Source organism: Neisseria sp. P0014.S009, from assembly GCF_051958155.1.
GTDB classification, from domain to species: Bacteria; Pseudomonadota; Gammaproteobacteria; order Burkholderiales; family Neisseriaceae; genus Neisseria; species Neisseria flavescens_C.
The window spans coordinates 20,857-40,820 of the sequence record NZ_JBQCVS010000015.1; the positions used below are offsets into that span (position 1 = coordinate 20,857).

Sequence of the window (19,964 nt, forward strand, 5' to 3'; positions counted from 1 at the left end):
ATTGAAGATATCCATATGAAACCCAGATTTATTACCCTTGACGGCATAGACGGCGCAGGCAAATCCACCAACCTTGCCGTAATGAAAGCATGGTTTGAGAAACACCAACTGCCCGTATTGTTTACGCGCGAACCGGGAGGCACTCCGGCCGGAGAAGCATTGCGTGAAATCCTGCTCAATCCTGCCACCCAAGTCAGCCTGCGTACCGAAACTCTGCTGATGTTTGCAGCCAGACAGCAACACTTGGAAACAGTCATTCTGCCTGCCCTGAAAAACGGCACGCATGTCGTTTCCGACCGCTTTACCGATGCAACGTTTGCCTATCAAGGCGGCGGACGCGGCGTTCCCTTGCAAGATATTGCCACGCTTGAGCATTGGGTACAGGGCGATTTCCGCCCAGATTTAACTTTGCTGTTGGATGTGCCTTTGGAAGTGTCAATGGCGCGCATCAACCAAACGCGTGAGAAAGACCGCTTTGAACAAGAAGAAGCCGAGTTTTTCAATCGGGTGCGCGAAGTATATCTGCAACGTGCTAACGAACAGCCGGAACGCTATGCCGTCATCGACAGCAGCCAAAGTCTGGACGCGGTAAAAAATCAGATTGAAACCGCGCTAGACAGTCATTTTGGATTGAATGTTTAAGTTTAAATAAAATGCCATCTGAAAGAAGGGTAGTGTGGCGAAGAAATATTATTACAGAAGTTTTTAGACATAAAACCAAATAAAACGAAATATCAAAACAAATGTAATAAATATCGGTATGCGCCACCAAAAGAACATGATAAAATTACGGTCCCTTACAAAGTCTGTCTGTTAACAACCCGACTTTAGAAATTTTAAACGTCTGAAGCAGCCTGTTTCAGACTTGTTCGCTGTAAAATCTCTCTCGCAAACAGGATCGATAAATGGAAAATTCATTAAAAGAAGCCGCCCTGCAGTTCCACGAATTCCCCGTGCCGGGCAAAATCTCCGTTACCCCAACCAAATCTTTGGCTACTTCTAAAGACTTGGCGTTGGCGTACTCTCCGGGCGTAGCTGCTCCTTGTATGGAAATCCATGCCGATCCTCAAACTGCCTACAAATACACTGCCAAAGGCAATTTGGTTGCCGTGATTTCCAACGGTACAGCAGTGTTGGGTTTAGGTAACATCGGCGCATTGGCCGGTAAACCTGTAATGGAAGGCAAAGGCGTATTGTTCAAAAAATTCGCCGGCGTTGACGTATTCGATATCGAAATCGATGAAAAAGACCCGCAAAAATTGGTAGACATCATCGCTTCTTTGGAGCCGACTTTCGGCGGTATCAACCTAGAAGACATCAAAGCGCCTGAGTGCTTCTACATCGAACGCGAATTGCGCAAACGTTGCAAAATCCCTGTATTCCACGACGACCAACACGGTACCGCCATCATTACCGCTGCCGCTGTACTGAACGCTTTGCGTTATACCGGCCGCAAAATTGAAGAAGCGACTTTGGTGTGCTCCGGCGCAGGTGCCGCAGCGATTGCCTGCTTGAACCAATTGCTGGATTTGGGTCTGAAACGTGAAAACGTAACTGTCTGCGACTCCAAAGGCGTGATTTACAAAACCCGCGAAGACAAAGACCGTATGGACGAGTCCAAACAGTTCTACGCCATCGAAGACAACGGCCAACGCGTATTGGCCGATGCCGTTAAAGGTAAAGACATCTTCTTGGGTCTGTCCGGCGCAAACCTGCTGACACCTGAAATGCTGAATACCATGAACGAAAAACCAATCGTGTTCGCTATGGCAAACCCAAATCCGGAAATTCTGCCTCCTTTGGCAAAAGAAACCCGTCCGGATGTGGTAATCGGTACCGGTCGCTCAGACTTCCCGAACCAAGTAAACAACGTATTGTGCTTCCCATTCATCTTCCGTGGCGCATTGGATGTCGGCGCGACCACCATCAACGAAGAAATGAAACGCGCTTGTGTATACGCTTTGGCTGACTTGGCAATGGAAGAAGTGCCTGAGGAAGTGATTGCTGCTTACGGTAAGAAATTTGAATTCGGCGCGGAATACCTGATTCCTACCCCATTCGATTCCCGCCTGTTGCCTCGCGTTGCTACAGCTACTGCTAAAGCAGCAATGGAAAGCGGCGTGGCTACCCGTCCAATCGCCGACTTGGATGCGTACGCTGCTAAACTGGCCGGTTTGAAATTGTAATCCGGTAAGTAGTATTTGATTGAAAATGCCGTCTGAAAGTTGTATTTCAGACGGCATTTTTGTTTATTGGGTATTTTATAGAGAGTTTAATGAAACGGTTGGAATGATAAACATGGTAAGCTGCCGATTCAAAATGGGCGTGGAAATATGAATTGCTTTCTAAAATAGGTTTCTTATTTTTGAGCCGCTTTGATTTTGCAGAATTGTGTGGGGGACTGTTAGTTTTTGCACAAGGAACAAATAGAGTAAAAAAACGCTGAAATCTTCGAAAGACGTGGATTTCGGCGTTTTTTTGTATCCGGAAAAGTTACGCCAGCTTTTTCACAAAACCGCGCCGGAATGCGCGGTTTTTTGTTGAAAGCTGACGGGATTGGGAATTTTTTAAAACTATTTTAAGAGGGTTTTAAAATCAGTTTACGGTACGGCCGAACCATTCTACCCGGCCGATGATGGCTGTATCGGTGTTGTCGGCTGTGAGGTCGATTTCAAAAGGTTCGTAGAGAGGATTGGCGGATTTAACCAAGAGCCGGCCGGGCAGGCGTTGGATGTTTTTGACGAACAGGTCGTTTCCTATGCGTAGGACGTACAGGCCGTCGCGCGGCTCGGTTTCGGCGTGGTTGATTAGGATGTTGTCGCCGTGGTTCAGGATGCCTTCCATGCTGTCGCCTTTGACGGCGATTACGGAGAGCTTGTCTGTCTGCCGGGTAACGTAGTTTTCTATCCAGTATCGGCGGAAAACCAAGCAGAACAAAGGTTCTTCGCCGAAGACCGGTGCGCCATACCCTGCTACTGCGGCTACGTTGTAGCTCGGCACGAATACAAACTCTGACAGGTTGACGGGAGCCTATGGTGTCGTACTAGTCTATTGAAATTATTCTAGAAATTTAATAATGCACTGAATGCTTGAACCAGGAGCATAACCTTTGTTACAACCTTGCGCAACATAATCTATGGCGGCCTTACCTATTAGGTCAGCTTCTCTGTATTTTTCTATTAACTGTATTTCTTCTTTATCAAGAAATTCTGCTTTAAAAACATAATTCATATCTGCACCTAATTCAGCAAATAAAAATAATGTCTTAGCTTCTGGAGCTTCTTCACCTTTTTCAAAACGAGTCCATTTTGCAGCAGTTACTTCGCAGGCTTTTGCGACCTCACGTACTGACAATTTTAAACGTTTTCTCTCAGCTTGAAGACGATTTGAGAACCAAGAAACAATTTCCATTCTTCTTCCTTCTAGATATTTAAGCAACTAACTAAGCAACAAAATTTTTTCGGTTGCTTAGTTAAAATTATTTAATATCATATAGATATATAAATATGATTTTTGAATAAAATTGTAACTAAGCAACCAATTTTTTAAAAATAGTTGCTTAGCCCTACCCTTCAGGCTACTTCACCAACCGTAATACCGACTTCTTTTTTCTCCTGTGTTTTGGCGATAGTCAAAATAATCTCACGACTTTTATTTGTTGATTGTCGATAGTTTTGAAGCAGTTCTAATTCATCTTTGCTGAGTTCGTTTGAATTTTCAGACGGCCTATTTCCTGTGAAAAGGAAATTTACATCTGCACCTAATGCACAAAAAGAGAAAATAATTTCACAGTTTGGTAGAAATTGACCACGCTCATATTTTCCCCACATCTCACGTGTAATGCCGCATTTCTCAGCAAGTTGAGACTGAGTCAAACCTAACTTTTTTCTTTCTACTTTCAATCGATTAGCAAAAAGAGAAATATTTTCCACAAAATAATCCTTGCAAAAGAGAAATATTTTTCTCATAATTCAAAAAAGAGAACAGCACTAGTGCTTATTTAGTTATGTATTCTAACACAGTCAGAAAGGACTATCTATGTTGATAACTGTCGAGAAATTAAAAGAAAATTTTGAAAAAGAAGGCAAGACTCTGGCTTCTTGGGCGCGTGAAAACGGCTATCAGCCACGCGAAGTTTACTTAGTTGTCGGCGGGCAGAATAAGGCTAAATACGGCAAGGGTTTTGAAATTGCGAGAAAACTTGGGCTGAAGTGAGGTTGATATGAATGAAATATCTAGCCGAGAGTTATCTGAAATATTAAATAAATCAAGGCAAGCATTAGACAAAAAAGCTTTAAAAGAAAACTGGCTTTATAAATTTTCAGACGGCCAAGGCAAAGGCGGGAAAGTCAAGCAATACTTAATCGCTTCCCTCCCTGCCGAAATCCGAGCAGCCATCATGAAACGGCAGTCGGACGAGTTGGCGGAGAAGATGCCGAAAACCCTGCCCCAAGTCAGACAGGGAACGGCGATGTCGGCTCAGGCACTGGCTGAAGCGGCCAAGCTGTTGAACGAGAAACAACGGTCGGTGGTGGATGCGCGATGTGCGGTGGTGGCGGCGGTGTTGGGGATTAAATACCAATACGGTTGCTCTGCCAAGGCTGCGGTGGCTCAGTTTTTGGGCTTGCTGGCAGAAGGCAAATTGGACGCGATTACGCTTGGGAATTTGGAAAAGGCCAATGACCGCAGCCGGTCGGCGAAGGTTGGCGAACGTACTTTAGACGGCTGGATATCTTCCTACCTTAAGGCGGAAAACGCAACGGAGCGGTTGGTTGCTTTGGCTCCGAAGACGACGAAGGCGGTTAAGCCGATTGAGAGCTACGGTTGGTTGCCGATGTTTATGCAGTTTCACAATATCCCGTCTGCGCCAAAACTGGCGCACAGCTACCGCCGTTTTGTGCAGTGGGCGGAAGCGGGAAATATGCCGGTCAATGATGTGCCTAACTTGAGTATGGTGCGGCGCGTTTGGGACAAGCTCCCGTTGATTATGCAGGAGCGCGGCAGGAAAACGGGGGCGGCTTATAAATCGCTGCTGCCTTATGTGAAACGTGATTGGGGGGCTTTGAAGCCGAACGATGTTTGGATCGGCGACGGCCACAGCTTTAAGGCGAAGGTGGCACATCCGGTACACGGCAGGCCGTTTAAGCCTGAAGTGACGGTGATTATTGATGGTTGTACGCGGTTTGTGGTCGGTTTTTCGGTCTCTCTTGCTGAAAGTTGTGTGGCGGTTTCGGACGCTCTGCGTATCGGGGTCAAGCACTGTGGTCCGCCGATTATCTACTACTCGGATATCGGCAGCGGCCAAACCGGCAAGACGATAGACCATGAAATCACGGGTATTACGTCCCGATTGGGTATCCACCATGAAACGGGTATCGCGGGCAATCCGCAAGGTCGAGGCATCATCGAGCGATGGTGGAAAGACAATCTGATTGAGATGGCGCGCCAGTATGAGACGTTTGCGGGGGCGGGGATGGACAGCAGCACGAAGAACCTGATGTACCGCAAGATGGAAAGTGCGTTTAACGCTTTGGAAAAAGGCAAGGATTTGACGGAGGAACAACAGAAATATTTGAAAAAACTGCCGAGCTGGTCGCGCTTTATCGCGGATGTGGGCAAGTGTATCGACGAATACAACAACCGCCCGCACGGCGAGCTGCCCCGACATCCGGACGGCGGGCATTATTCGCCGAAGGCTTATCGGGAAATGAGGCTGGAACAGGACGGGATTGCGCCGGATATGTTGTCGGCAGAGGAGCTGGCGACGATGTTTATGCCGCAAGAGGTGCGAAAAGTTCAGCGCGGTTGGCTGGATTTGTTCAACAACTCTTATTTTTCGGTCGAGTTGGCGGAGTATCACAAAGACGAGGTACGGGTCAGCTACGATTTGGACGATGCGTCGGTGGTCAATGTGTTTGATATGGACGGCAAGTTTATCACTAAGGCGCAGGCCAACGGCAATAGCCGCGAGGCTTTCCCGACGGCGCGTATCGACCAACTGGCGGAAAAACGTCGAAAAGGCAAAATCAAGCGGGCGGAAAATGCAATCAAGCTCGCGAATGCGGAAGTCAATCCGGCACTGGAACAGGCGGCAGCTTGGGACGAGCTGGGAAATTTGGGCGGAAACGTCATCGAGGCGGAGTATGCGGTATTGCCGAAAACGGGCACAGACGATTTTGTGCTGTTTGAGGCGGATAGAAGTTAAAACGGTTTTAAACCTCTTTTAAAAGACTAAAAAAATGAAACAAATTAATCAAGCATTGCAACAAAAACTGGCTGAATTTAAAGCCAAATCAGGTATGAACCAAACCCAACTGGCACGCGGTATCGGTACTTCGCCGGCATCCATCAGTATGTATCTGAACGGCACTTATGCGGAAAAAGGCGGCAATTATGAAACCATCGAGCCGAAAATCGAGGCGTTTTTGGAGATGCAGGACAGTAAAGCGCAACGCGAAGAGCTGGTGTTGGGTTTTGTATCGACTAAGACGACCCGCCGAATCGCGGAAGTGATGCGCGATGCGCACGAAGGCGGAGAAACAGTGGTGATCTACGGTCAGGCGGGATTGGGCAAGACTCAGGCGGTCAAAAACTACTGCGAGAAAAACCCTGCGGCCATCTTGATTGAGGCTAATCCGAGCTTCACGGCACTTGTCCTGATGCGCAAGTTGGCGACGGCGGCAAAGGTATCGGCGATGGGCAGCCTGAATGATTTGTTTGAGTCTGTATCTGACCGCCTGCGCGATTCAGGCCGTCTGATTGTGGTCGATGAAGCGGAAAACCTGCCGTTACGCGCCCTTGAAATTGTACGCCGTCTGCACGATGAGACTGGCTGCGGCTTGGTATTGAGCGGTATGCCCCGACTGGTGGCCAACCTGCGCGGTAAGCATGGCGAGCTGGTGCAACTTTATAGCCGCGTGTCTGTTGCGCTGAATTTGGGCGAATCTTTGCCGGATGACGAACTCTTTGAGATTGCGAAAGCGGCTTTGCCTGATGCGGACGAGGAGACGCTCTTGGAACTGGTTAAACATAGTAACGGCAATACGCGCCGGATGAGCAAATTGATGCGCGGCGCGGTACGCACGGCGAACAAGAACGGTATCAAGATGCAGGCCGGTATCGTTAAGAAATACAGCTCCCTGATTATCCGATAAGAAAGGCCGTCTGAAATGAGACACGAATATGCGGTACACGCCGGAGTCTATGAGGACACTTGGCACGATTATGAAACCCATAAACGGCGCAAGATTTGGCGGGCGGATGTGCGCGGCAAGCGGAAAGAAGGCTTCGCATGGTTGCAAATCCGCCGACTGCGGAAACGCTTCGAGACCAAAGAGGAAGCCAGGGAATGGGCGGCTCAAGTGAAGGCGGATTGGGTGCGCAATAATTTTTTTGCCTTGAGAAAATATTAAGTTATTGATTTATAAGGAAATAGAAAAATGTCTAATTTGTTTTGCGAACGAAAAACCAAGTGGATCAGTTTGGCTTTTTGGTTGTTGTTTTGGGCGGTTTTGGTGGGAACGATGCTGCACAGCTGCTCTAAGCCGGTGGTGTCGGCGGCGAAGTTGGAAATGTCGCGGCGCGAGCGTCTGGCGGATTTGGAGGCAAAAGCCTTGGGCGAGCAATACGAGTCAATGAGCGTAGAGGAAAAAATGAAAGGGATTGTTTATGAGCGATAAGCCATTGAGCCCTACGGCGAAACGAGAGGCTTTGGAACGTGCGCTTAAGGAAATCCGCGCGAAATATGGCGATAAGGCGATTGTGAAAGGATGTGTGAAATGAGTTTCGGACGACGTAATACGGATTGGCAGGCTTGGGGACAACACCGCAGGCGTGCGACGGCGCGAATGGCGCAAAAAAGCCGAGAGCGCGAAATCGAGGAGTATCAGGCGCGTTTTAAACGGCCTGCCGAGAAGAAGGAGGAGAAAAAATGATTTGGTTTGTTGGTGGATTGGCTGTGTTGGTGCTGCTGGGGATTTGGCTTGAGATGCTGGCCCGAATTGTCGTGTTGCACATGATCGGCGAAGGCCATGACGGGTATGACGACAATTAAAACGGTAAGCCGTTGATGTTGCTCTATATTTTTTTGCCTTACTGAAAATATAAGGTATTGATTTAAAAGGAATTTAAAGATGAATGCAAAAGAAATCACCGAATGGATCGAAGACCGTGGCGAGCTGATGATTATGAAAAAGGACGGAGAAGGCTTTGTGATTGCAGCGCGTGCGCCGGATGGGATGTGGAAAACTGCCGAGGCGGAAACTTTGGCTCGGGCGATAACTTTATGGGAGGAAGTGTGATGGACATTGAGCAATACAACCCTAAAAAAGACCCTAAATACATTGGCTATATTTTCCGATTTTTGAAGAAAAAATCCAAACTGCTCGAAGCTTCAGGAGCTTATCCGCGAATTGTTAAGTTTAAAGATGGGTTCGGCTGGTATATCGGCTGGTTTATTGAAGACGGTCTTGGAGACTTTATTGGCAGCAGGATTTATTACAGCTCCGAAAAAGTTGAGACATTTTGTTTTGTGAAAACCCCTGAAACAGAGGTGGTTACCGAAGTCAAATGGGACGAATACGAACGTATCGGAGGGTGTGCATTAACTGAATGGCATCACAAATGGATTTATGCCAATAAACAATCACGCAAATGCCGCCACTGCGGAAGATGGGAACGGAAAGCCGTCAAGACCGTTAAGACGGTTGAACGTCGAACATTATGGGAGAGCGAGTCATGAACATCAAATGCCCGAACTGCGGTGCGGTGCATAGCCTAGACACCTTAATCAATGATGCGGAGGCTTCGGCGGTATTAAAGGCTGTGTTGGAGATGGATGTGGAATTGGGCAAGGCGGCGATACGGTATATCGGTTTGTTCCGCCCCGCCAAGTCCCAGCTCTCTTGGGCGCGTACCGCGAAACTGCTGAATGAGTTGCTGCCGATGATTAAGGCGCAGGAGGCGGCGCGTGACGGGGTTTGTTTTCCTGCCCCTACCGAGGCTTGGATTCACGGTTTTAATGAAACCGTTAATGCTCGCGACCAAGGCCGTCTGAAACTGCCCTTAAAGTCGCATGGTTATTTACTGGAGATTGTCAGCCAGTGGCAGGGTTCGGGGTTGCCCTCTCCCCATCCCTCTCCCACGGGTAGAGGGGGCGAAGGCGGCGCACCGTCAAAACTGCGGCAGGGGGTGGCAGCCTTGGGAGAATGGGCAGGAGAAGATTGGGCGAAACGAGAAATCGCTTCAGGTTTTGCATTGCTTGCCGCGCTCAATCTACCCAACCGACCGGCAGCGCAGGATATGCCGGTAGTCGCGGAAATTTGGTATCGGAAACTGATGGAGAAAAAAGAAATCGTCTCGCCGGAGTATGACCCGATACGGATTCAGACGGAGTTTAAGGTATTGCAGGCGGCGGAAACATGGCCGCACCCTGCCGAACTGCTCCGCAACCTGCCGCCACGGATGATACCAAGGGCGATGCTGGCAAAGCCCGCGCCGGATAAGGAAAAAGGCCGTCAGAAAATGGCGGAAGTGAAAGATGTTTTAAACAAGAAAGGTAAGTGAAATGAAAGAGTATGTTTTTAAAATCATTGCGGAAAATGGGAAGTGTCGCGTCGAGTTGCCCGAAATCAAGATAAACGGTGAGTATCAAGCTCCCGACCTGATGGCTGCGTTGACAACGGAATTTTTAGACAGCGTATGCAGTGATGCCGCCCGAGATACGGAAGGATTTATCAAGGCTGCTGTCACTAATTTAAAAGCATTGCAACTGGCAAGACAGTTGAGAGATGCAGCCCGAAAAGTAAACTAAGAAAGGAAAAAGAAAATGGCTAAAGTCATTATTACTATTAAAGATAGTACCAAAAGCTTATTTGATTTTGAAATCAAAGGATTGGGAGATGATAGTGAAAAAACTCCTGCAATCTTTGCCGGACATGCTGCAGCAGGCTATCTGAGAAAAAGGCAAACAGCACTCCACGAGAATTTTTTAAGTCAAATTTTACGAGACTTATCAGATCAAGATTAAAGGAAAACACCATGATTGAACCGCACGAGTACCGTCTATTGGACGAATATTTAGAGCAAGACTGGGATGCCTTTATCAGTTTTGCTGAAACTAAAGGATTTGAAGCAAGCGAAGTATATCAACTACTCAACAAACTGGAGGAAAAAGCAAATGGCTAAAACCCGAATCAAACAACCCGCTATCGAAGCGGCACAAGACAAAGCGGAAGTTACTGCGTTTATCCGCAAAATCGGCGACTTGCAGCGCGAAGTCAAACGCCTGGAAACCGAAGCCGGAGACAAAAAAGCGGTCATCGAAGAAGAATATGCCTCCAAAGCCGCGCCGATGTGTGCCGAAATCATGAGCCTGACCGAACGTGTGGCCGCCTACTGCGAAGCGCATAAGGACGAGCTGACGGAAAACGGTAAAACCAAAACCGTGGACTTTACTACCGGCCTGATTAAATGGCGCATCCGTCCGCCATCCGTCAAGGTAACGGGCGTGGCCGCCGTCTTGGCGTGGCTCTCGGAAAAATCCGCCTTTGCCGAGTTTGTCCGCACTAAAAAGGAAATCGACAAAGACGCCATCCTGAATCAAAAAGAGCGTTTTTCAGACGGCCAAGTGCCGGGAATTAAGATTGTGTCGGGGCTTGAGGATTTTGTGATTGAGCCTACGGAGCAGGAGTTGGCGTGATGGAAAACGGAAATTTAAATACTGATGAGCTGAAATTTTTAAGAACTGCCGCACGCGATTCCTTCTACATCCACGCTCAAGTCGAAAATGCCAACCGAAAATTGGAAACCGCTTTTCTCGTGTGGGAAAAAGTGAAAGAAGGAGAAAAAGAGGCTATGCGCGACCGAAAAAAAGCCTTTATTTATTACTGCTTCGGGGTGGTTTGGTTTTTTCTTGCGTTGATTTTATTTCTTCTTTGGTAATAAGTAGATTTTATAAAGGATTATATTATGTGGTTTAAACAAGTTACTCCATTTCGTGTTTTTGAATTGCCCGAAAAACGCTATTTAGATGAATCTCTTGGAAATAGTTGGTTTACCGAACTACAGGGCTTGGGCTGGTTTACCGAGGGCTTTACCCACCCGACCGCATTTTCTGACAGAGCGGTATTTGAAGCAGAAAAGACTATGCTTATCGCCCTGAAGCGAGAAGAAAAAGTATTACCCAGTGCGGCCATCAAACATAAATTGGACGAACAGGTTGTTAAGATCCAAACTGCCAAAGGCCGTAATGTCGGCCGCAGAGAAAAGCATGAATTACGCGAAGCAATTATCGACGACCTGTTGCCTAAAGCGTTGATTAAAAGCAGCCGCACTTATGGTTTATTTGCTGGCGAGTGGTTATTCGTTGATACGGCAAATCGCCGCAAGGCCGAAAACCTGTTGACCAAGTTGCGCGAAGCCCTTGGCGGCCTGCCTGCTCAACATCCGGTTACCCGTCAATCGCCGGCATCATTGATGACCAACTGGCTGTTGCAGGGTGAAGCTCAAGGTCGGTTCATGCTGGATTCTGACGTTACCCTAGTCGGCGTGGGCGATGTTGCTCCCAAAGTTAAAATCAGCCGCAAAGACCTTACCGCCGAAGATGTGGTACAACACGCCAAAAATGGCATGAAAGTAACCGAACTTGGCTTGGTATGGAATGACCGCGTGGCATTTATCCTGACACAGGATTTAACACTGAAACGTATCCAATGGCTGGACGTTGTACAGGAAGAAGCATCCGGCAGCTGTGATGATGCGGAAAGTATGGCTTATGCCACGCAGCTACTGATGGAGGCTGCACTGAGTGCGATTCTTGGTGAGTTGGTGGATTTACTTGGAGGTTGGCAGGAATGATGGAGGGTTGGGATGGATTCTGAAGGCTGGGATTTTTAAAGCTTGATTAAAGGCCGTCTGAAATGGGGTTTAAAACCTGTTTCAGACGGCCTTTTTTATGTCTGTCAGTTCCGCAAAAAAACATCGACTTAATACTATATATTGTATTTTATTGGTATAATATGCGCTAATTTATACTATATGTTGTATTGGAGAGATAATGCGCCGTGCGTTGATTGCAAAAATTAAGATTGCTCAAAAGGAGCTGGGCTTGGATGACGGTACCTATCGCGCAGTGTTGGAGCGCGTAACGGGCAAGCGGTCGTGTACTGATATGGATGTTCCCGAACTTGAAGCAGTGGTATCTGATATGCGGTCACACGGATTTAAGCCTAAAACTAAAGGTAACCCACACGGTAAACCACATCTGCGGCGGACATCATCAGCGGCAATGTTGGACAAAGTAGAAGCACTTTTGACCGTCGGCGGCAAGCATTGGAACTATGCACACGCAATGGCGCGGCGGATGTTTGGCAAGGATAAGGTTGAGTATTTGGACGATGCGCAATTGCATAAATTGGTTGCTGCATTGCAGATTGCAGAAAACAGGAAACGGGGAAAGTAGAAGATGGGGTTCGAAAAAGTTGAACATTTATTGCCGGACACGGTATTGGAAATTGTAGATGTCATCGGATTGGCTGCAACCGAGCAGCTGGTCAAGGCGATTGGCGGGGCGCGGTTTAAATTTGGTAAGGGCAAAGTGGACACCGAGCGTTTGGGAATTTTGGTCGAAGCCATCGGCGAAGTGAAAACGCATGAGCTATTGCGGGTATATGGTGGCGAGGAATTGTATGTCCCACGGTGCGGCAAGGCTTTAATACAGTTGAGAAACCATAGGTTCTATCAGGAGTTTATCAAATTGCGCGATATTGATAAGGAGAGCGGGCTTATGGCAATGACGAAGCTATGCCCTAAATATGGCATCTCTTCACGAACGGGATATACGATTATCAATGAAATGAGCCGACCTGCGGCACAGCAGGCAGCTTTATTTTAGGCAGTGATGTGTGACCAGGCTTTGGCCGTCTGTATTCAGACGGTCTTTTTTTTGGTTCGCAGGGGGTGAAACATCTACCGTTCAGGACGACGAGGTAAAGACGGTTTAATGGGGTTTTCAAATGTTATGCAATCAACCTTTTTTGGAGATGATGAATGGGCAAAACCGTAACCTTAACCGCTGGACACAGCAACACCGACCCGGGCGCGGTCAACGGAAGCGACCGTGAGGCGGACTTGGCGCAGGATATGCGCAACATCGTGGCTTCAATCTTGCGTAACGATTACGGCCTGATTGTACGCACCGACGGCGAAGGTAAAGGCAATATGCCGCTGCGCGAAGCAGTCAAACTGATTCGCGGCTCGGATGTGGCGATTGAGTTTCACACCAACGCAGCCGTCAGTAAGGCGGCGACAGGCATCGAAGCCCTGTCTACGCCGAAAAACAAACGCTGGTGTCAGGTGTTGAGCAAGGCTGTTGCGAAGGCGACCGGCTGGAAACTGCGCGGCGAAGACGGCTTTAAGCCGGATAACGCAGGGCAACATTCCCGTTTGGCGTATGCTCAGGCCGGCGGCATTGTTTTTGAGCCGTTTTTTATCAGCAATGACACTGATTTGGCTTTGTTTAAAACTACAAAATGGGGCATCTGCCGCGCGATTGCGGACGCGATTGCGATGGAATTGGGAGCGGCGAAGGTATGAAAAAGTCTTTGATTGCTTTGGCTCTGTCTGTCTTGAAACCGCAGCTGCCTGAATTTGAAATTAAGCCTGCCAGTATTGGCTATTTGAAACAACATCCGTCTATGCGCTTGGGTAAGTCGGGTGTGGCGGCTGCGAAACGTGCGGCGCGTAAACGCAAGAATCGTCGTTAATCATGGGGAAGGTTGAGTTTTACGAAAAGATGATTGAGCTGTGGTCGGCCAAAAGCCGCGAGGCAAGCGAACAGGCGGACTTGCCTGCGTTTGAATTTGCGGAGGGCGAACTGGCCAATTATCGGGAAATGCTGAAACGGCACCTGCAAACCAAAAGTGTGGAATAGCAATGCGTATTTTGGATATTTTTAAAAACCCCGCGACGGGCAATGTGTCGCACTCGAAACTATGGGCAAACGTTGCCTGCGCGGCTGGTACGTTTAAGTTTGTGATGTTGCCCGATCCGTCGGCGGAGATTTGGGCGGTGTATTTGGGCATTGTCGGCGGCTATGCGGTGGCGCGTTCGTTTGTCAGCGTCAAACGTCAGGAGGTCGAGAATGAATCTCGTGAAACTGCTGGCGAATAACTGGCAACCGATTGCCATCATCGCGCTTATCGGCACGGGCTTGGCGGTGTCGCACCATCAAGGCTACAAGGCAGCCTTTGCCAAACAGCAAGCGGTCATCGACAAGATGGAGCACGATAAGGCGCAAGCCCTGCTGTTGTCGGCTCAAAACTATGCGCGCGAATTGGAACAGGCGCGTGCGGAAGCTAAAAAATCTGAAGCCAAGGCGCACGCCGTCGGTGTGGCTTTGGCACAAAAGCAGGCGGAAGTAAGCCGCCTAAAAACGCAAAACAAAAAGGAAATCGAAAATGCGCTTACTCAAGACCGCCAAAAAGCAGGCGGCGGTTGTATTGACGGCTTTGGCCATCACGGCCTGCAGCTCTACAACCGCGCCCTCGGCTACGGAAATTAAGGTTGTCGAAAAGGCGGTCATGCCGACCCCGCCTGCCGCGTTGATGGTCGCGCCGGTGCGCCCGAATCCGCCGAAAGACGGCAAGACGGCAACGCTGTTGGAACACGCCGCTGAGTTTGGCGGCTATGTTGCCGAACTGGAAAATCAAAATCAGGCTTGGCGCGACTGGGTCAACAGTCAAGCGGAAGTTAACGGTTCGGAGGGCGCGCGATGACGACTTATCGTGAGTTGGTACAACGCACGGTCGCCTGCCGCCATGCGGATTTAGAGCTGGGATTGAGCCGCGCACGCGAGCAAGAGCCGTTTGTCATTCATGTTTCCGACCTATTGGATAAGGCTGGCATTGAGTACGCAGTGCGTATGGATAAGGATTTTCAGACGACCTTTTGTGTGGAGTTTTCCGCGACCGCTCCTGCTGATGTGATTGGTATTTTGCGGAAATATTACTCAGTCTTTTTTGACGGCCAAAAGGTCGAGGCGTCGAGTCGTCATCCCGAAGGCTATGCAGTGCGTATCGTATTTGGCGACGTGCCGGTTTAAAGGGGTTTTAAATGGACTTTGAATTTGGTTTTAAAACCTTGTGGCCGATTGCGACGGCGGCATTTTGGTTTTGGGTCAACGGCATTTCAGGCCGTCTGAAAGAGGCGGACAAGCGTATCGACGACCTTAAAGAGGAGCTGCACGCGGTCAAGCTCTCTTATCACACCAAGGCGGACGCCAAGGCAGACAGCACTAATATTGCGGCGGCCTTGGAGCGAATTGAAAACAAGTTAGAAAAAGTAAACGAAAAACTGGACAGGAAAGCGGACAAATCATGAGCGACCCGATTTTGGATGCCTTGGCGCGTATTGAAAACAAGACTGATCAAACTCTGAAAAATCAGAAGGAAATGCAGGCGGAAATTGCACAAATCCGCCAAGACACGAAACGCACGGCCATTACATTCGGCGCACTGGGCGGCGGCGTGATTACGGTCGGCTGGGAATTGCTTAAAGCGAAAATGGGACTGTAATTATGGCTCACCCGCAAGAAATCCGTGAAAAGTTACGCCGGCTCTATGTGAGCGGCGAGCAAACTTTGGAAACGGCAGCCTTGATGTGCGAAATCCCGCAGGCCACTGCGCGTGCGTGGAAACGTGCGGATAAGGAAAAAGGCGACGACTGGGATAAGATGCGCGCCGCCTACACTTTGGCCGGCGGCGGTATTGAGGACTTGAGCCGTGCGATGTTGGCCGGTTTTATGGTGCAGTACAACAGCACGATGACGATGCTGCAGGATTCGAGTACCGAAGATTTGCCGCCATCGGACCGTGCGAAGCTGTTGGCCAGCCTGGCCGATGCGTTTACCAAAACCGTATCAGCCAATGCCCGTGTGATGCCGGAAACGTCAAAACTGGCGACGGCTTTGGAATTGATTGAGTTCTTGATGGCGTTTGTGCAAGAAAAACACCCCAAACATTTGCCTGCCTTTGTGGAGGTATTGGAGCCGTTTGGGGCGGAAGTGGAGAAGAAGTTTGGTTAGAGGCCGATAGCTGATTTTAAAAATTTGACGAGGGCGTCGGCAGAGATGGCATTAATGGCATTTGTTGTAAGTGTGCTTAATGCAGTGTCTTTGATTTTCCCTAATTCTTTTTTCAGCCAGCTTTTTTCTGAATCAGAAATCTCTGCTTGGTCTATTTTTGCCGCAATTAAAGCCTGAATAGTGTCGCTGTGTAGTTTGACTGTGACAACACCAAGAATGGCGGATAGGCCGCCATCATCGGTAAGGAAGTCTATGCCCTTATGATTAATTTTGCAGTCAAAATTTTTATGAAGTGAATCTATCGAAGTAATTTCAATTAAACCAGATTCTTCTAAGTAATAAATATTTTTAAAAAAATATTGGAATTCATCTGATTGTAAAGTTGCTAGGTGTTGACTTTGAATTTCACAACCAAGAGTCAAAGCCAAATCCAATCCTTGTTTATCAACAGGGATGTTAGAAGTAATAGGTAAAGAACTACTAGGGAAAAGAGAGTTATATACCTTGGTTGCTTTTAGGCAGTTCGGGTAATTATCACTTAAGACTCGTAAGATTTTTTCCTGAATACCTCTATTTAACCAGTTCATAAATTATTCCTCATGAAAACAAAAGAATTCCTCAAATCCCTTGCCGAACTGGCCGCCAGCCTGCGCCAAGTCATCGAAGCGGAAGTGGATGGCTTTGATGCGTCGCCCAAGGCTATTGCTGCACGCCGTGCCAAGGTGTTTGACCCGGTAGGCGGTTACGAGTATTTCGTCAACACCTACTTTCCGCATTATATCCGCTCCCCTGAAAAATCCGAACTGCATGAGTTCTTATTCAGCCGTCTACCGGAGATTATCCGCTCCCCTAAAGGGGAAAATGAGGCGGTGGGTGCGCCGCGCGGCGAGGGTAAATCGACGCAGGTTACTCAGTTGTTTACGCTGTGGTGTATTGTGACAGGCCAAAAACATTATGCGGTCATCGTAATGGACAGTATCGACCAAGCGTATCCGATGCTGGAGGCCATTAAGGCAGAACTTGAGTTTAATCCGCGCCTGAAAACCGACTTCCCGGAAGTATGCGGACAAGGCCGTGTATGGCAGGCCGGTACGATTGTGACGGCCAATGACGTTAAGGTGCAAGTGGCCGGTAGCGGTAAAAAGCTGCGTGGTTTGCGTCATGGCCCTTACCGTCCTGACTTAACTGTTTTGGACGATATTGAGAATGACGAGCAAATCCGCAACCCGGAACAGCGCGACAAGCTCAATGCGTGGCTGACTAAAACGGTATTGCCTTTGGGCGGGGTCGGTCAGAAATACGATGTGATTTATATCGGCACGATTTTGCATTACGACAGCGTACTTAACCGCACTTTGAATAATCCGTTTTGGCACGGTATTAAGTTTAAGGCGATGAAACGCTGGCCCGACCGCATGGATTTGTGGGACCGCTGGGAGGAACTTTTCCGAAACGACGGCGAGACGGTGGCCGAGGCGTTTTATCAGGCAAACAAGGACGAAATGGAGCGCGGCGCGGTCACTTCTTGGGCGGCTCGCGGCGTATTGGCATTGATGAAAATCCGTGCGCGTGACGGTCATGCGACATTTGACAGCGAGTATCAAAACGACCCAGTCAGCGGCGAAGATGCGCCGTTTGCGGAAAACATCAAATACTGGTCGGAGTTGCCCGATGATTTGGTGTACTACGGCGCACTCGACCCGTCATTGGGTAAGGCGGGCGCGGGGCGTGACCCGTCGGCGATTTTGGTCGGTGGTTATCAGAAATCAACAGGCCGTCTGTTTGTAACTGTTGCCCAAGTCAAAAAACGCCTGCCCGATTTGATTATTGAGGACGTGATCCGCATTCAAAAAGAGGCGCGGGTCAAGCCGGTGTTGTGGGTGGTGGAGACGGTGCAATTCCAAGAGTTTCTCAAGGATGAGCTGATTAAGCGCGGGGCGCGTTCGGGTGTGCATATTCCGGTGCGCGGTATCAAGCCGTCTTCGGACAAGATGTTGCGGATTGAGACCTTGCAGCCGCACATGGCAAACGGTTTGATTCTGCTCAACCCCGACCAAAAGACCTTAATCAGCCAGTTGCGCCATTTCCCGAAAGCCGACCATGACGACGGACCAGATGCGCTGCATATGCTGTGGATGGCGGCAACGACGGGCAATGTGTCAAACAGGGCGCGTGCGATTGATTTGCCTGCGCCGATGTTGGAGATTTAAAAATGTATGAAAAAGAACGGATAACCGCTCGTGAAAAAGAGCTGACAGAGGATGTTGAGTACCTCGAGCGTGGCTTGGATAAAGCGATTGCACATCTGCAAGAGGTTGTCTCCTGCTATAAGGCTGGGCGGCTATTAAATCTACATTTTATTGTCGCTGGAATTGAAGGTTTTTTGGCAGCTCGCGGCGAAGAGTATTGATTTTAAGGTCGTCTGAAAACGGTTTCAGACGACCTTTGGAGTAGAAAATTATGTTCGGATTGATTAAAAGCGCAACGCGAAAAACCGCAATCAAGACATTGACGAGCGCGACTGAAGACGCGTTGGAAAGCCTGTTTTCTAATATGGAAGGCACGGACGCGCTGCTTTCACGCCTCGGCGTGGACAGGCAGCAGGCATTGGACGCGGTATCGGGTGATGATGAGGTTGCCGCCTGTTTGGAGGATTTGCATTCTGCCATGCAGAACAAGTCGTGGCGCATTTATGGCGAGGACTTGAGCGACGAAGACAAAGACCGTCTATGGAAAACGCTGAAACGCCATCTGTCCGCACTTGCTGAAATCGTATTGACGGCGCGTTTGGGCGGCTATGGTGTCGGTCGGTACGTTTATCAGCCCGAACCCGACGGCTTTTTGACGATTAAGCATATCAGCAACAAAAGCGGCGAATTGGCGAAATACGTTCCCTACCGCGACGGCTCGCTGGTGTATCGCGGCAGCGGTGGCGAGGAAGCCTGCAATACGGACGTGCTGTATCTCTTTATTACCCACCGCGCCACTTCAACCAATCCTGCGGGCGAAATGGCGGCGGCGCGGCTGTATGCGCCGGTTGCGTTGCGTAAAAAAGGCTTTGTCTATGCGGCGCAATTTATTACGCGCTACGCCCAGCCTTATCTAATTGCCAAAATCCAAGCCAACAGCAACGACGACCACGACAGCTTCATGAGCCGGTTTTACCGCTTTGTTTCCGGCGGCGCGTTGAGTATCGAGCGCGAAGACGATGTGATGATGCTGCAAAACAGCGCGGATGGTCAGGCATTCCGCCGACTGGAAAACCTTGCCAATGCGCGTATCCAAAAAACGCTGTTGGGCAAGGTCAAAACCAGCGACCTTGAGACCGCCAGCCGCGCGAGCCAAGAGACCGAAGAAAACAACCGCGACGAGCGCATCGGCGCGTATCTCGCTCTGCTCTCCCGCGCTGCACAGCACTTTATCGACGCGCTTGTGATGGTCAACAACGCCTACGGCAAGCCGATTAATGCGCCCAAAGGCGTATGGTTTGAGTTTGAAGACGAAATCAAGGTTGATAAGACCCGCGCCGAACGCGACAAGATGTATATGGATACGGGGCAGCTCGTGTTGACCGAAACCTACTACCGCGACATCTTGGGCTTTGAGCCGGAACATTTCGAGCTGCGCGACCCGAAAGCGTCATCTGAAAACCCTGCGTCCGCCAAATTCAGCCTGCGACTGTCTGACGGCCTTGCCCGCAATGCGCCTGATACGGCGGAGCAGGCAATCGCCCGACCGAAGATGGAGGCAGTGTTGGGTTTACTGGAAAGCTGCAAAGACTACGCCGAATTTGAGGCGAAGCTGTTCAAACTTAATTTGAGCCAGGGCGACAATCTCTTAATTCAGCGTTTGGTTTCAGACGGCCTTTCGGCTTAGGCTGACG

The 19,964-nt window shown here is 49.1% G+C and carries 36 protein-coding genes and 1 pseudogene; 33 read left to right on the forward strand and 4 right to left on the reverse strand.

Going from position 1 to position 19,964, the window contains the following annotated elements:
• Positions 1-15: 15 nt before the first annotated feature.
• Positions 16-642, forward strand: coding sequence for a dTMP kinase (tmk, locus tag ACTHS4_RS09795; protein WP_049331462.1), 627 nt, complete (start codon positions 16-18; stop codon positions 640-642).
• A 263-nt stretch (positions 643-905) separates the two neighbouring features.
• Complete coding sequence (locus ACTHS4_RS09800; RefSeq protein ID WP_440365855.1) at positions 906-2,186, forward strand: malic enzyme-like NAD(P)-binding protein; 1,281 nt, start codon at positions 906-908, stop codon at positions 2,184-2,186.
• A 409-nt stretch (positions 2,187-2,595) separates the two neighbouring features.
• Here the strand turns inward: ACTHS4_RS09800 and ACTHS4_RS09805 are convergent.
• The 3 genes and pseudogenes from ACTHS4_RS09805 to ACTHS4_RS09815 all read right to left on the reverse strand — a co-directional run.
• A pseudogene (locus ACTHS4_RS09805) lies at positions 2,596-3,027 on the reverse strand (S24 family peptidase); the annotation flags it as partial.
• A 30-nt stretch (positions 3,028-3,057) separates the two neighbouring features.
• Entirely contained in the window at positions 3,058-3,411 is a 354-nt protein-coding gene (locus tag ACTHS4_RS09810) for a helix-turn-helix domain-containing protein (RefSeq protein WP_118779250.1), read from the reverse strand.
• Positions 3,412-3,572: 161 nt separating this feature from the next.
• Positions 3,573-3,932 (reverse strand): helix-turn-helix domain-containing protein, encoded by a 360-nt coding sequence (locus ACTHS4_RS09815; protein ID WP_019273443.1) that lies wholly within the window; start codon positions 3,930-3,932, stop codon positions 3,573-3,575.
• A 106-nt stretch (positions 3,933-4,038) separates the two neighbouring features.
• Here ACTHS4_RS09815 and ACTHS4_RS09820 point away from each other — a divergent pair, with 106 nt between their 5' ends.
• From ACTHS4_RS09820 to ACTHS4_RS09955, 28 genes are all read left to right on the forward strand, one after another.
• The gene (locus ACTHS4_RS09820) at positions 4,039-4,215 is read left to right on the forward strand and encodes a DNA-binding protein (protein ID WP_019273444.1); all 177 of its coding nucleotides are present in this window, start codon (positions 4,039-4,041) and stop codon (positions 4,213-4,215) included.
• A gap of 7 nt (positions 4,216-4,222) precedes the next feature.
• Entirely contained in the window at positions 4,223-6,205 is a 1,983-nt protein-coding gene (locus ACTHS4_RS09825; RefSeq protein ID WP_440365856.1) for a Mu transposase C-terminal domain-containing protein, read from the forward strand.
• A gap of 34 nt (positions 6,206-6,239) precedes the next feature.
• Positions 6,240-7,154 (forward strand): AAA family ATPase, encoded by a 915-nt coding sequence (locus tag ACTHS4_RS09830; RefSeq protein WP_219198622.1) that lies wholly within the window; start codon positions 6,240-6,242, stop codon positions 7,152-7,154.
• Positions 7,155-7,169: 15 nt separating this feature from the next.
• Positions 7,170-7,412, forward strand: a complete 243-nt coding sequence (locus tag ACTHS4_RS09835; protein WP_440365857.1) for a toxin PIN — start codon at positions 7,170-7,172, stop codon at positions 7,410-7,412.
• Positions 7,413-7,439: 27 nt separating this feature from the next.
• Positions 7,440-7,679 carry a hypothetical protein gene (locus ACTHS4_RS09840; protein ID WP_440365858.1) on the forward strand — a complete coding sequence of 80 codons (240 nt, stop codon included), beginning with the start codon at positions 7,440-7,442 and terminating at the stop codon, positions 7,677-7,679.
• A gap of 99 nt (positions 7,680-7,778) precedes the next feature.
• A complete protein-coding gene (locus ACTHS4_RS09845) occupies positions 7,779-7,934 on the forward strand; it encodes a hypothetical protein (RefSeq protein ID WP_004520477.1) in 156 nt (51 codons plus the stop codon).
• Positions 7,931-8,053: a hypothetical protein gene (locus ACTHS4_RS09850; protein ID WP_371460037.1), complete on the forward strand. Its 123-nt coding sequence runs from the start codon at positions 7,931-7,933 to the stop codon at positions 8,051-8,053. The genes ACTHS4_RS09845 and ACTHS4_RS09850 overlap by 4 nt, the downstream gene beginning before the upstream one ends.
• Before the next feature lie 79 nt (positions 8,054-8,132).
• Positions 8,133-8,300: a hypothetical protein gene (locus ACTHS4_RS09855; RefSeq protein WP_440365859.1), complete on the forward strand. Its 168-nt coding sequence runs from the start codon at positions 8,133-8,135 to the stop codon at positions 8,298-8,300.
• The gene (locus tag ACTHS4_RS09860; protein WP_049343886.1) at positions 8,300-8,740 is read left to right on the forward strand and encodes a hypothetical protein; all 441 of its coding nucleotides are present in this window, start codon (positions 8,300-8,302) and stop codon (positions 8,738-8,740) included. The genes ACTHS4_RS09855 and ACTHS4_RS09860 overlap by 1 nt, the downstream gene beginning before the upstream one ends.
• Entirely contained in the window at positions 8,737-9,564 is an 828-nt protein-coding gene (locus ACTHS4_RS09865) for a hypothetical protein (RefSeq protein WP_440365860.1), read from the forward strand. Before ACTHS4_RS09860 ends, ACTHS4_RS09865 begins: the two co-directional genes overlap by 4 nt.
• 1 nt (position 9,565) lies before the next feature.
• A complete protein-coding gene (locus ACTHS4_RS09870) occupies positions 9,566-9,811 on the forward strand; it encodes a hypothetical protein (protein WP_440365861.1) in 246 nt (81 codons plus the stop codon).
• 15 nt (positions 9,812-9,826) lie between these two features.
• Entirely contained in the window at positions 9,827-10,027 is a 201-nt protein-coding gene (locus tag ACTHS4_RS09875; RefSeq protein ID WP_049230751.1) for a hypothetical protein, read from the forward strand.
• A gap of 11 nt (positions 10,028-10,038) precedes the next feature.
• Positions 10,039-10,185 (forward strand): hypothetical protein, encoded by a 147-nt coding sequence (locus tag ACTHS4_RS09880; protein ID WP_168162674.1) that lies wholly within the window; start codon positions 10,039-10,041, stop codon positions 10,183-10,185.
• Positions 10,178-10,699 (forward strand): host-nuclease inhibitor Gam family protein, encoded by a 522-nt coding sequence (locus ACTHS4_RS09885; RefSeq protein WP_440365862.1) that lies wholly within the window; start codon positions 10,178-10,180, stop codon positions 10,697-10,699. Before ACTHS4_RS09880 ends, ACTHS4_RS09885 begins: the two co-directional genes overlap by 8 nt.
• Entirely contained in the window at positions 10,699-10,941 is a 243-nt protein-coding gene (locus ACTHS4_RS09890; RefSeq protein WP_440365863.1) for a hypothetical protein, read from the forward strand. Before ACTHS4_RS09885 ends, ACTHS4_RS09890 begins: the two co-directional genes overlap by 1 nt.
• 27 nt (positions 10,942-10,968) lie before the next feature.
• Positions 10,969-11,856: a recombination-associated protein RdgC gene (locus ACTHS4_RS09895; RefSeq protein WP_440365864.1), complete on the forward strand. Its 888-nt coding sequence runs from the start codon at positions 10,969-10,971 to the stop codon at positions 11,854-11,856.
• Between the two features lie 199 nt (positions 11,857-12,055).
• The gene (locus ACTHS4_RS09900; protein ID WP_440365865.1) at positions 12,056-12,460 is read left to right on the forward strand and encodes a gp16 family protein; all 405 of its coding nucleotides are present in this window, start codon (positions 12,056-12,058) and stop codon (positions 12,458-12,460) included.
• A 3-nt stretch (positions 12,461-12,463) separates the two neighbouring features.
• Complete coding sequence (locus ACTHS4_RS09905) at positions 12,464-12,892, forward strand: Mor transcription activator family protein (RefSeq protein ID WP_304716874.1); 429 nt, start codon at positions 12,464-12,466, stop codon at positions 12,890-12,892.
• A 155-nt stretch (positions 12,893-13,047) separates the two neighbouring features.
• Positions 13,048-13,593: an N-acetylmuramoyl-L-alanine amidase gene (locus tag ACTHS4_RS09910; RefSeq protein ID WP_440365866.1), complete on the forward strand. Its 546-nt coding sequence runs from the start codon at positions 13,048-13,050 to the stop codon at positions 13,591-13,593.
• Positions 13,590-13,763: a hypothetical protein gene (locus ACTHS4_RS09915; protein WP_049323773.1), complete on the forward strand. Its 174-nt coding sequence runs from the start codon at positions 13,590-13,592 to the stop codon at positions 13,761-13,763. The genes ACTHS4_RS09910 and ACTHS4_RS09915 overlap by 4 nt, the downstream gene beginning before the upstream one ends.
• 2 nt (positions 13,764-13,765) lie before the next feature.
• The gene (locus ACTHS4_RS09920; RefSeq protein WP_440365867.1) at positions 13,766-13,930 is read left to right on the forward strand and encodes a hypothetical protein; all 165 of its coding nucleotides are present in this window, start codon (positions 13,766-13,768) and stop codon (positions 13,928-13,930) included.
• Between the two features lie 2 nt (positions 13,931-13,932).
• Positions 13,933-14,169, forward strand: coding sequence for a hypothetical protein (locus tag ACTHS4_RS09925; RefSeq protein ID WP_002219316.1), 237 nt, complete (start codon positions 13,933-13,935; stop codon positions 14,167-14,169).
• Positions 14,141-14,560, forward strand: coding sequence for a hypothetical protein (locus ACTHS4_RS09930; protein WP_440365868.1), 420 nt, complete (start codon positions 14,141-14,143; stop codon positions 14,558-14,560). The genes ACTHS4_RS09925 and ACTHS4_RS09930 overlap by 29 nt, the downstream gene beginning before the upstream one ends.
• The gene (locus tag ACTHS4_RS09935) at positions 14,457-14,774 is read left to right on the forward strand and encodes a hypothetical protein (protein WP_440365869.1); all 318 of its coding nucleotides are present in this window, start codon (positions 14,457-14,459) and stop codon (positions 14,772-14,774) included. Before ACTHS4_RS09930 ends, ACTHS4_RS09935 begins: the two co-directional genes overlap by 104 nt.
• The gene (locus ACTHS4_RS09940) at positions 14,771-15,100 is read left to right on the forward strand and encodes a hypothetical protein (protein ID WP_440365870.1); all 330 of its coding nucleotides are present in this window, start codon (positions 14,771-14,773) and stop codon (positions 15,098-15,100) included. Before ACTHS4_RS09935 ends, ACTHS4_RS09940 begins: the two co-directional genes overlap by 4 nt.
• 11 nt (positions 15,101-15,111) lie before the next feature.
• Complete coding sequence (locus ACTHS4_RS09945; RefSeq protein WP_004520458.1) at positions 15,112-15,378, forward strand: hypothetical protein; 267 nt, start codon at positions 15,112-15,114, stop codon at positions 15,376-15,378.
• A complete protein-coding gene (locus ACTHS4_RS09950; protein ID WP_002213716.1) occupies positions 15,375-15,572 on the forward strand; it encodes a hypothetical protein in 198 nt (65 codons plus the stop codon). Before ACTHS4_RS09945 ends, ACTHS4_RS09950 begins: the two co-directional genes overlap by 4 nt.
• A 2-nt stretch (positions 15,573-15,574) precedes the next feature.
• Positions 15,575-16,081, forward strand: a complete 507-nt coding sequence (locus ACTHS4_RS09955; protein ID WP_004520456.1) for a DUF1804 family protein — start codon at positions 15,575-15,577, stop codon at positions 16,079-16,081.
• On the opposite strand, the gene ACTHS4_RS09960 is transcribed toward ACTHS4_RS09955, so the two are convergent.
• Entirely contained in the window at positions 16,078-16,668 is a 591-nt protein-coding gene (locus ACTHS4_RS09960; protein ID WP_440365871.1) for a hypothetical protein, read from the reverse strand. The two genes, ACTHS4_RS09955 and ACTHS4_RS09960, sit on opposite strands and share 4 nt — an antisense overlap.
• A gap of 12 nt (positions 16,669-16,680) precedes the next feature.
• Between ACTHS4_RS09960 and terL the strand changes: the two genes are divergently transcribed.
• The 3 genes from terL to ACTHS4_RS09975 are packed head-to-tail and all read left to right on the forward strand — an operon-like array spanning position 16,681 to position 19,957.
• Complete coding sequence (gene terL, locus ACTHS4_RS09965) at positions 16,681-18,291, forward strand: phage terminase large subunit (RefSeq protein WP_440365872.1); 1,611 nt, start codon at positions 16,681-16,683, stop codon at positions 18,289-18,291.
• A 2-nt stretch (positions 18,292-18,293) separates the two neighbouring features.
• Entirely contained in the window at positions 18,294-18,491 is a 198-nt protein-coding gene (locus ACTHS4_RS09970) for a hypothetical protein (protein WP_440365873.1), read from the forward strand.
• Between the two features lie 50 nt (positions 18,492-18,541).
• Complete coding sequence (locus tag ACTHS4_RS09975) at positions 18,542-19,957, forward strand: phage portal protein family protein (protein WP_440365874.1); 1,416 nt, start codon at positions 18,542-18,544, stop codon at positions 19,955-19,957.
• The last annotated feature ends 7 nt before the right edge of the window (positions 19,958-19,964 follow it).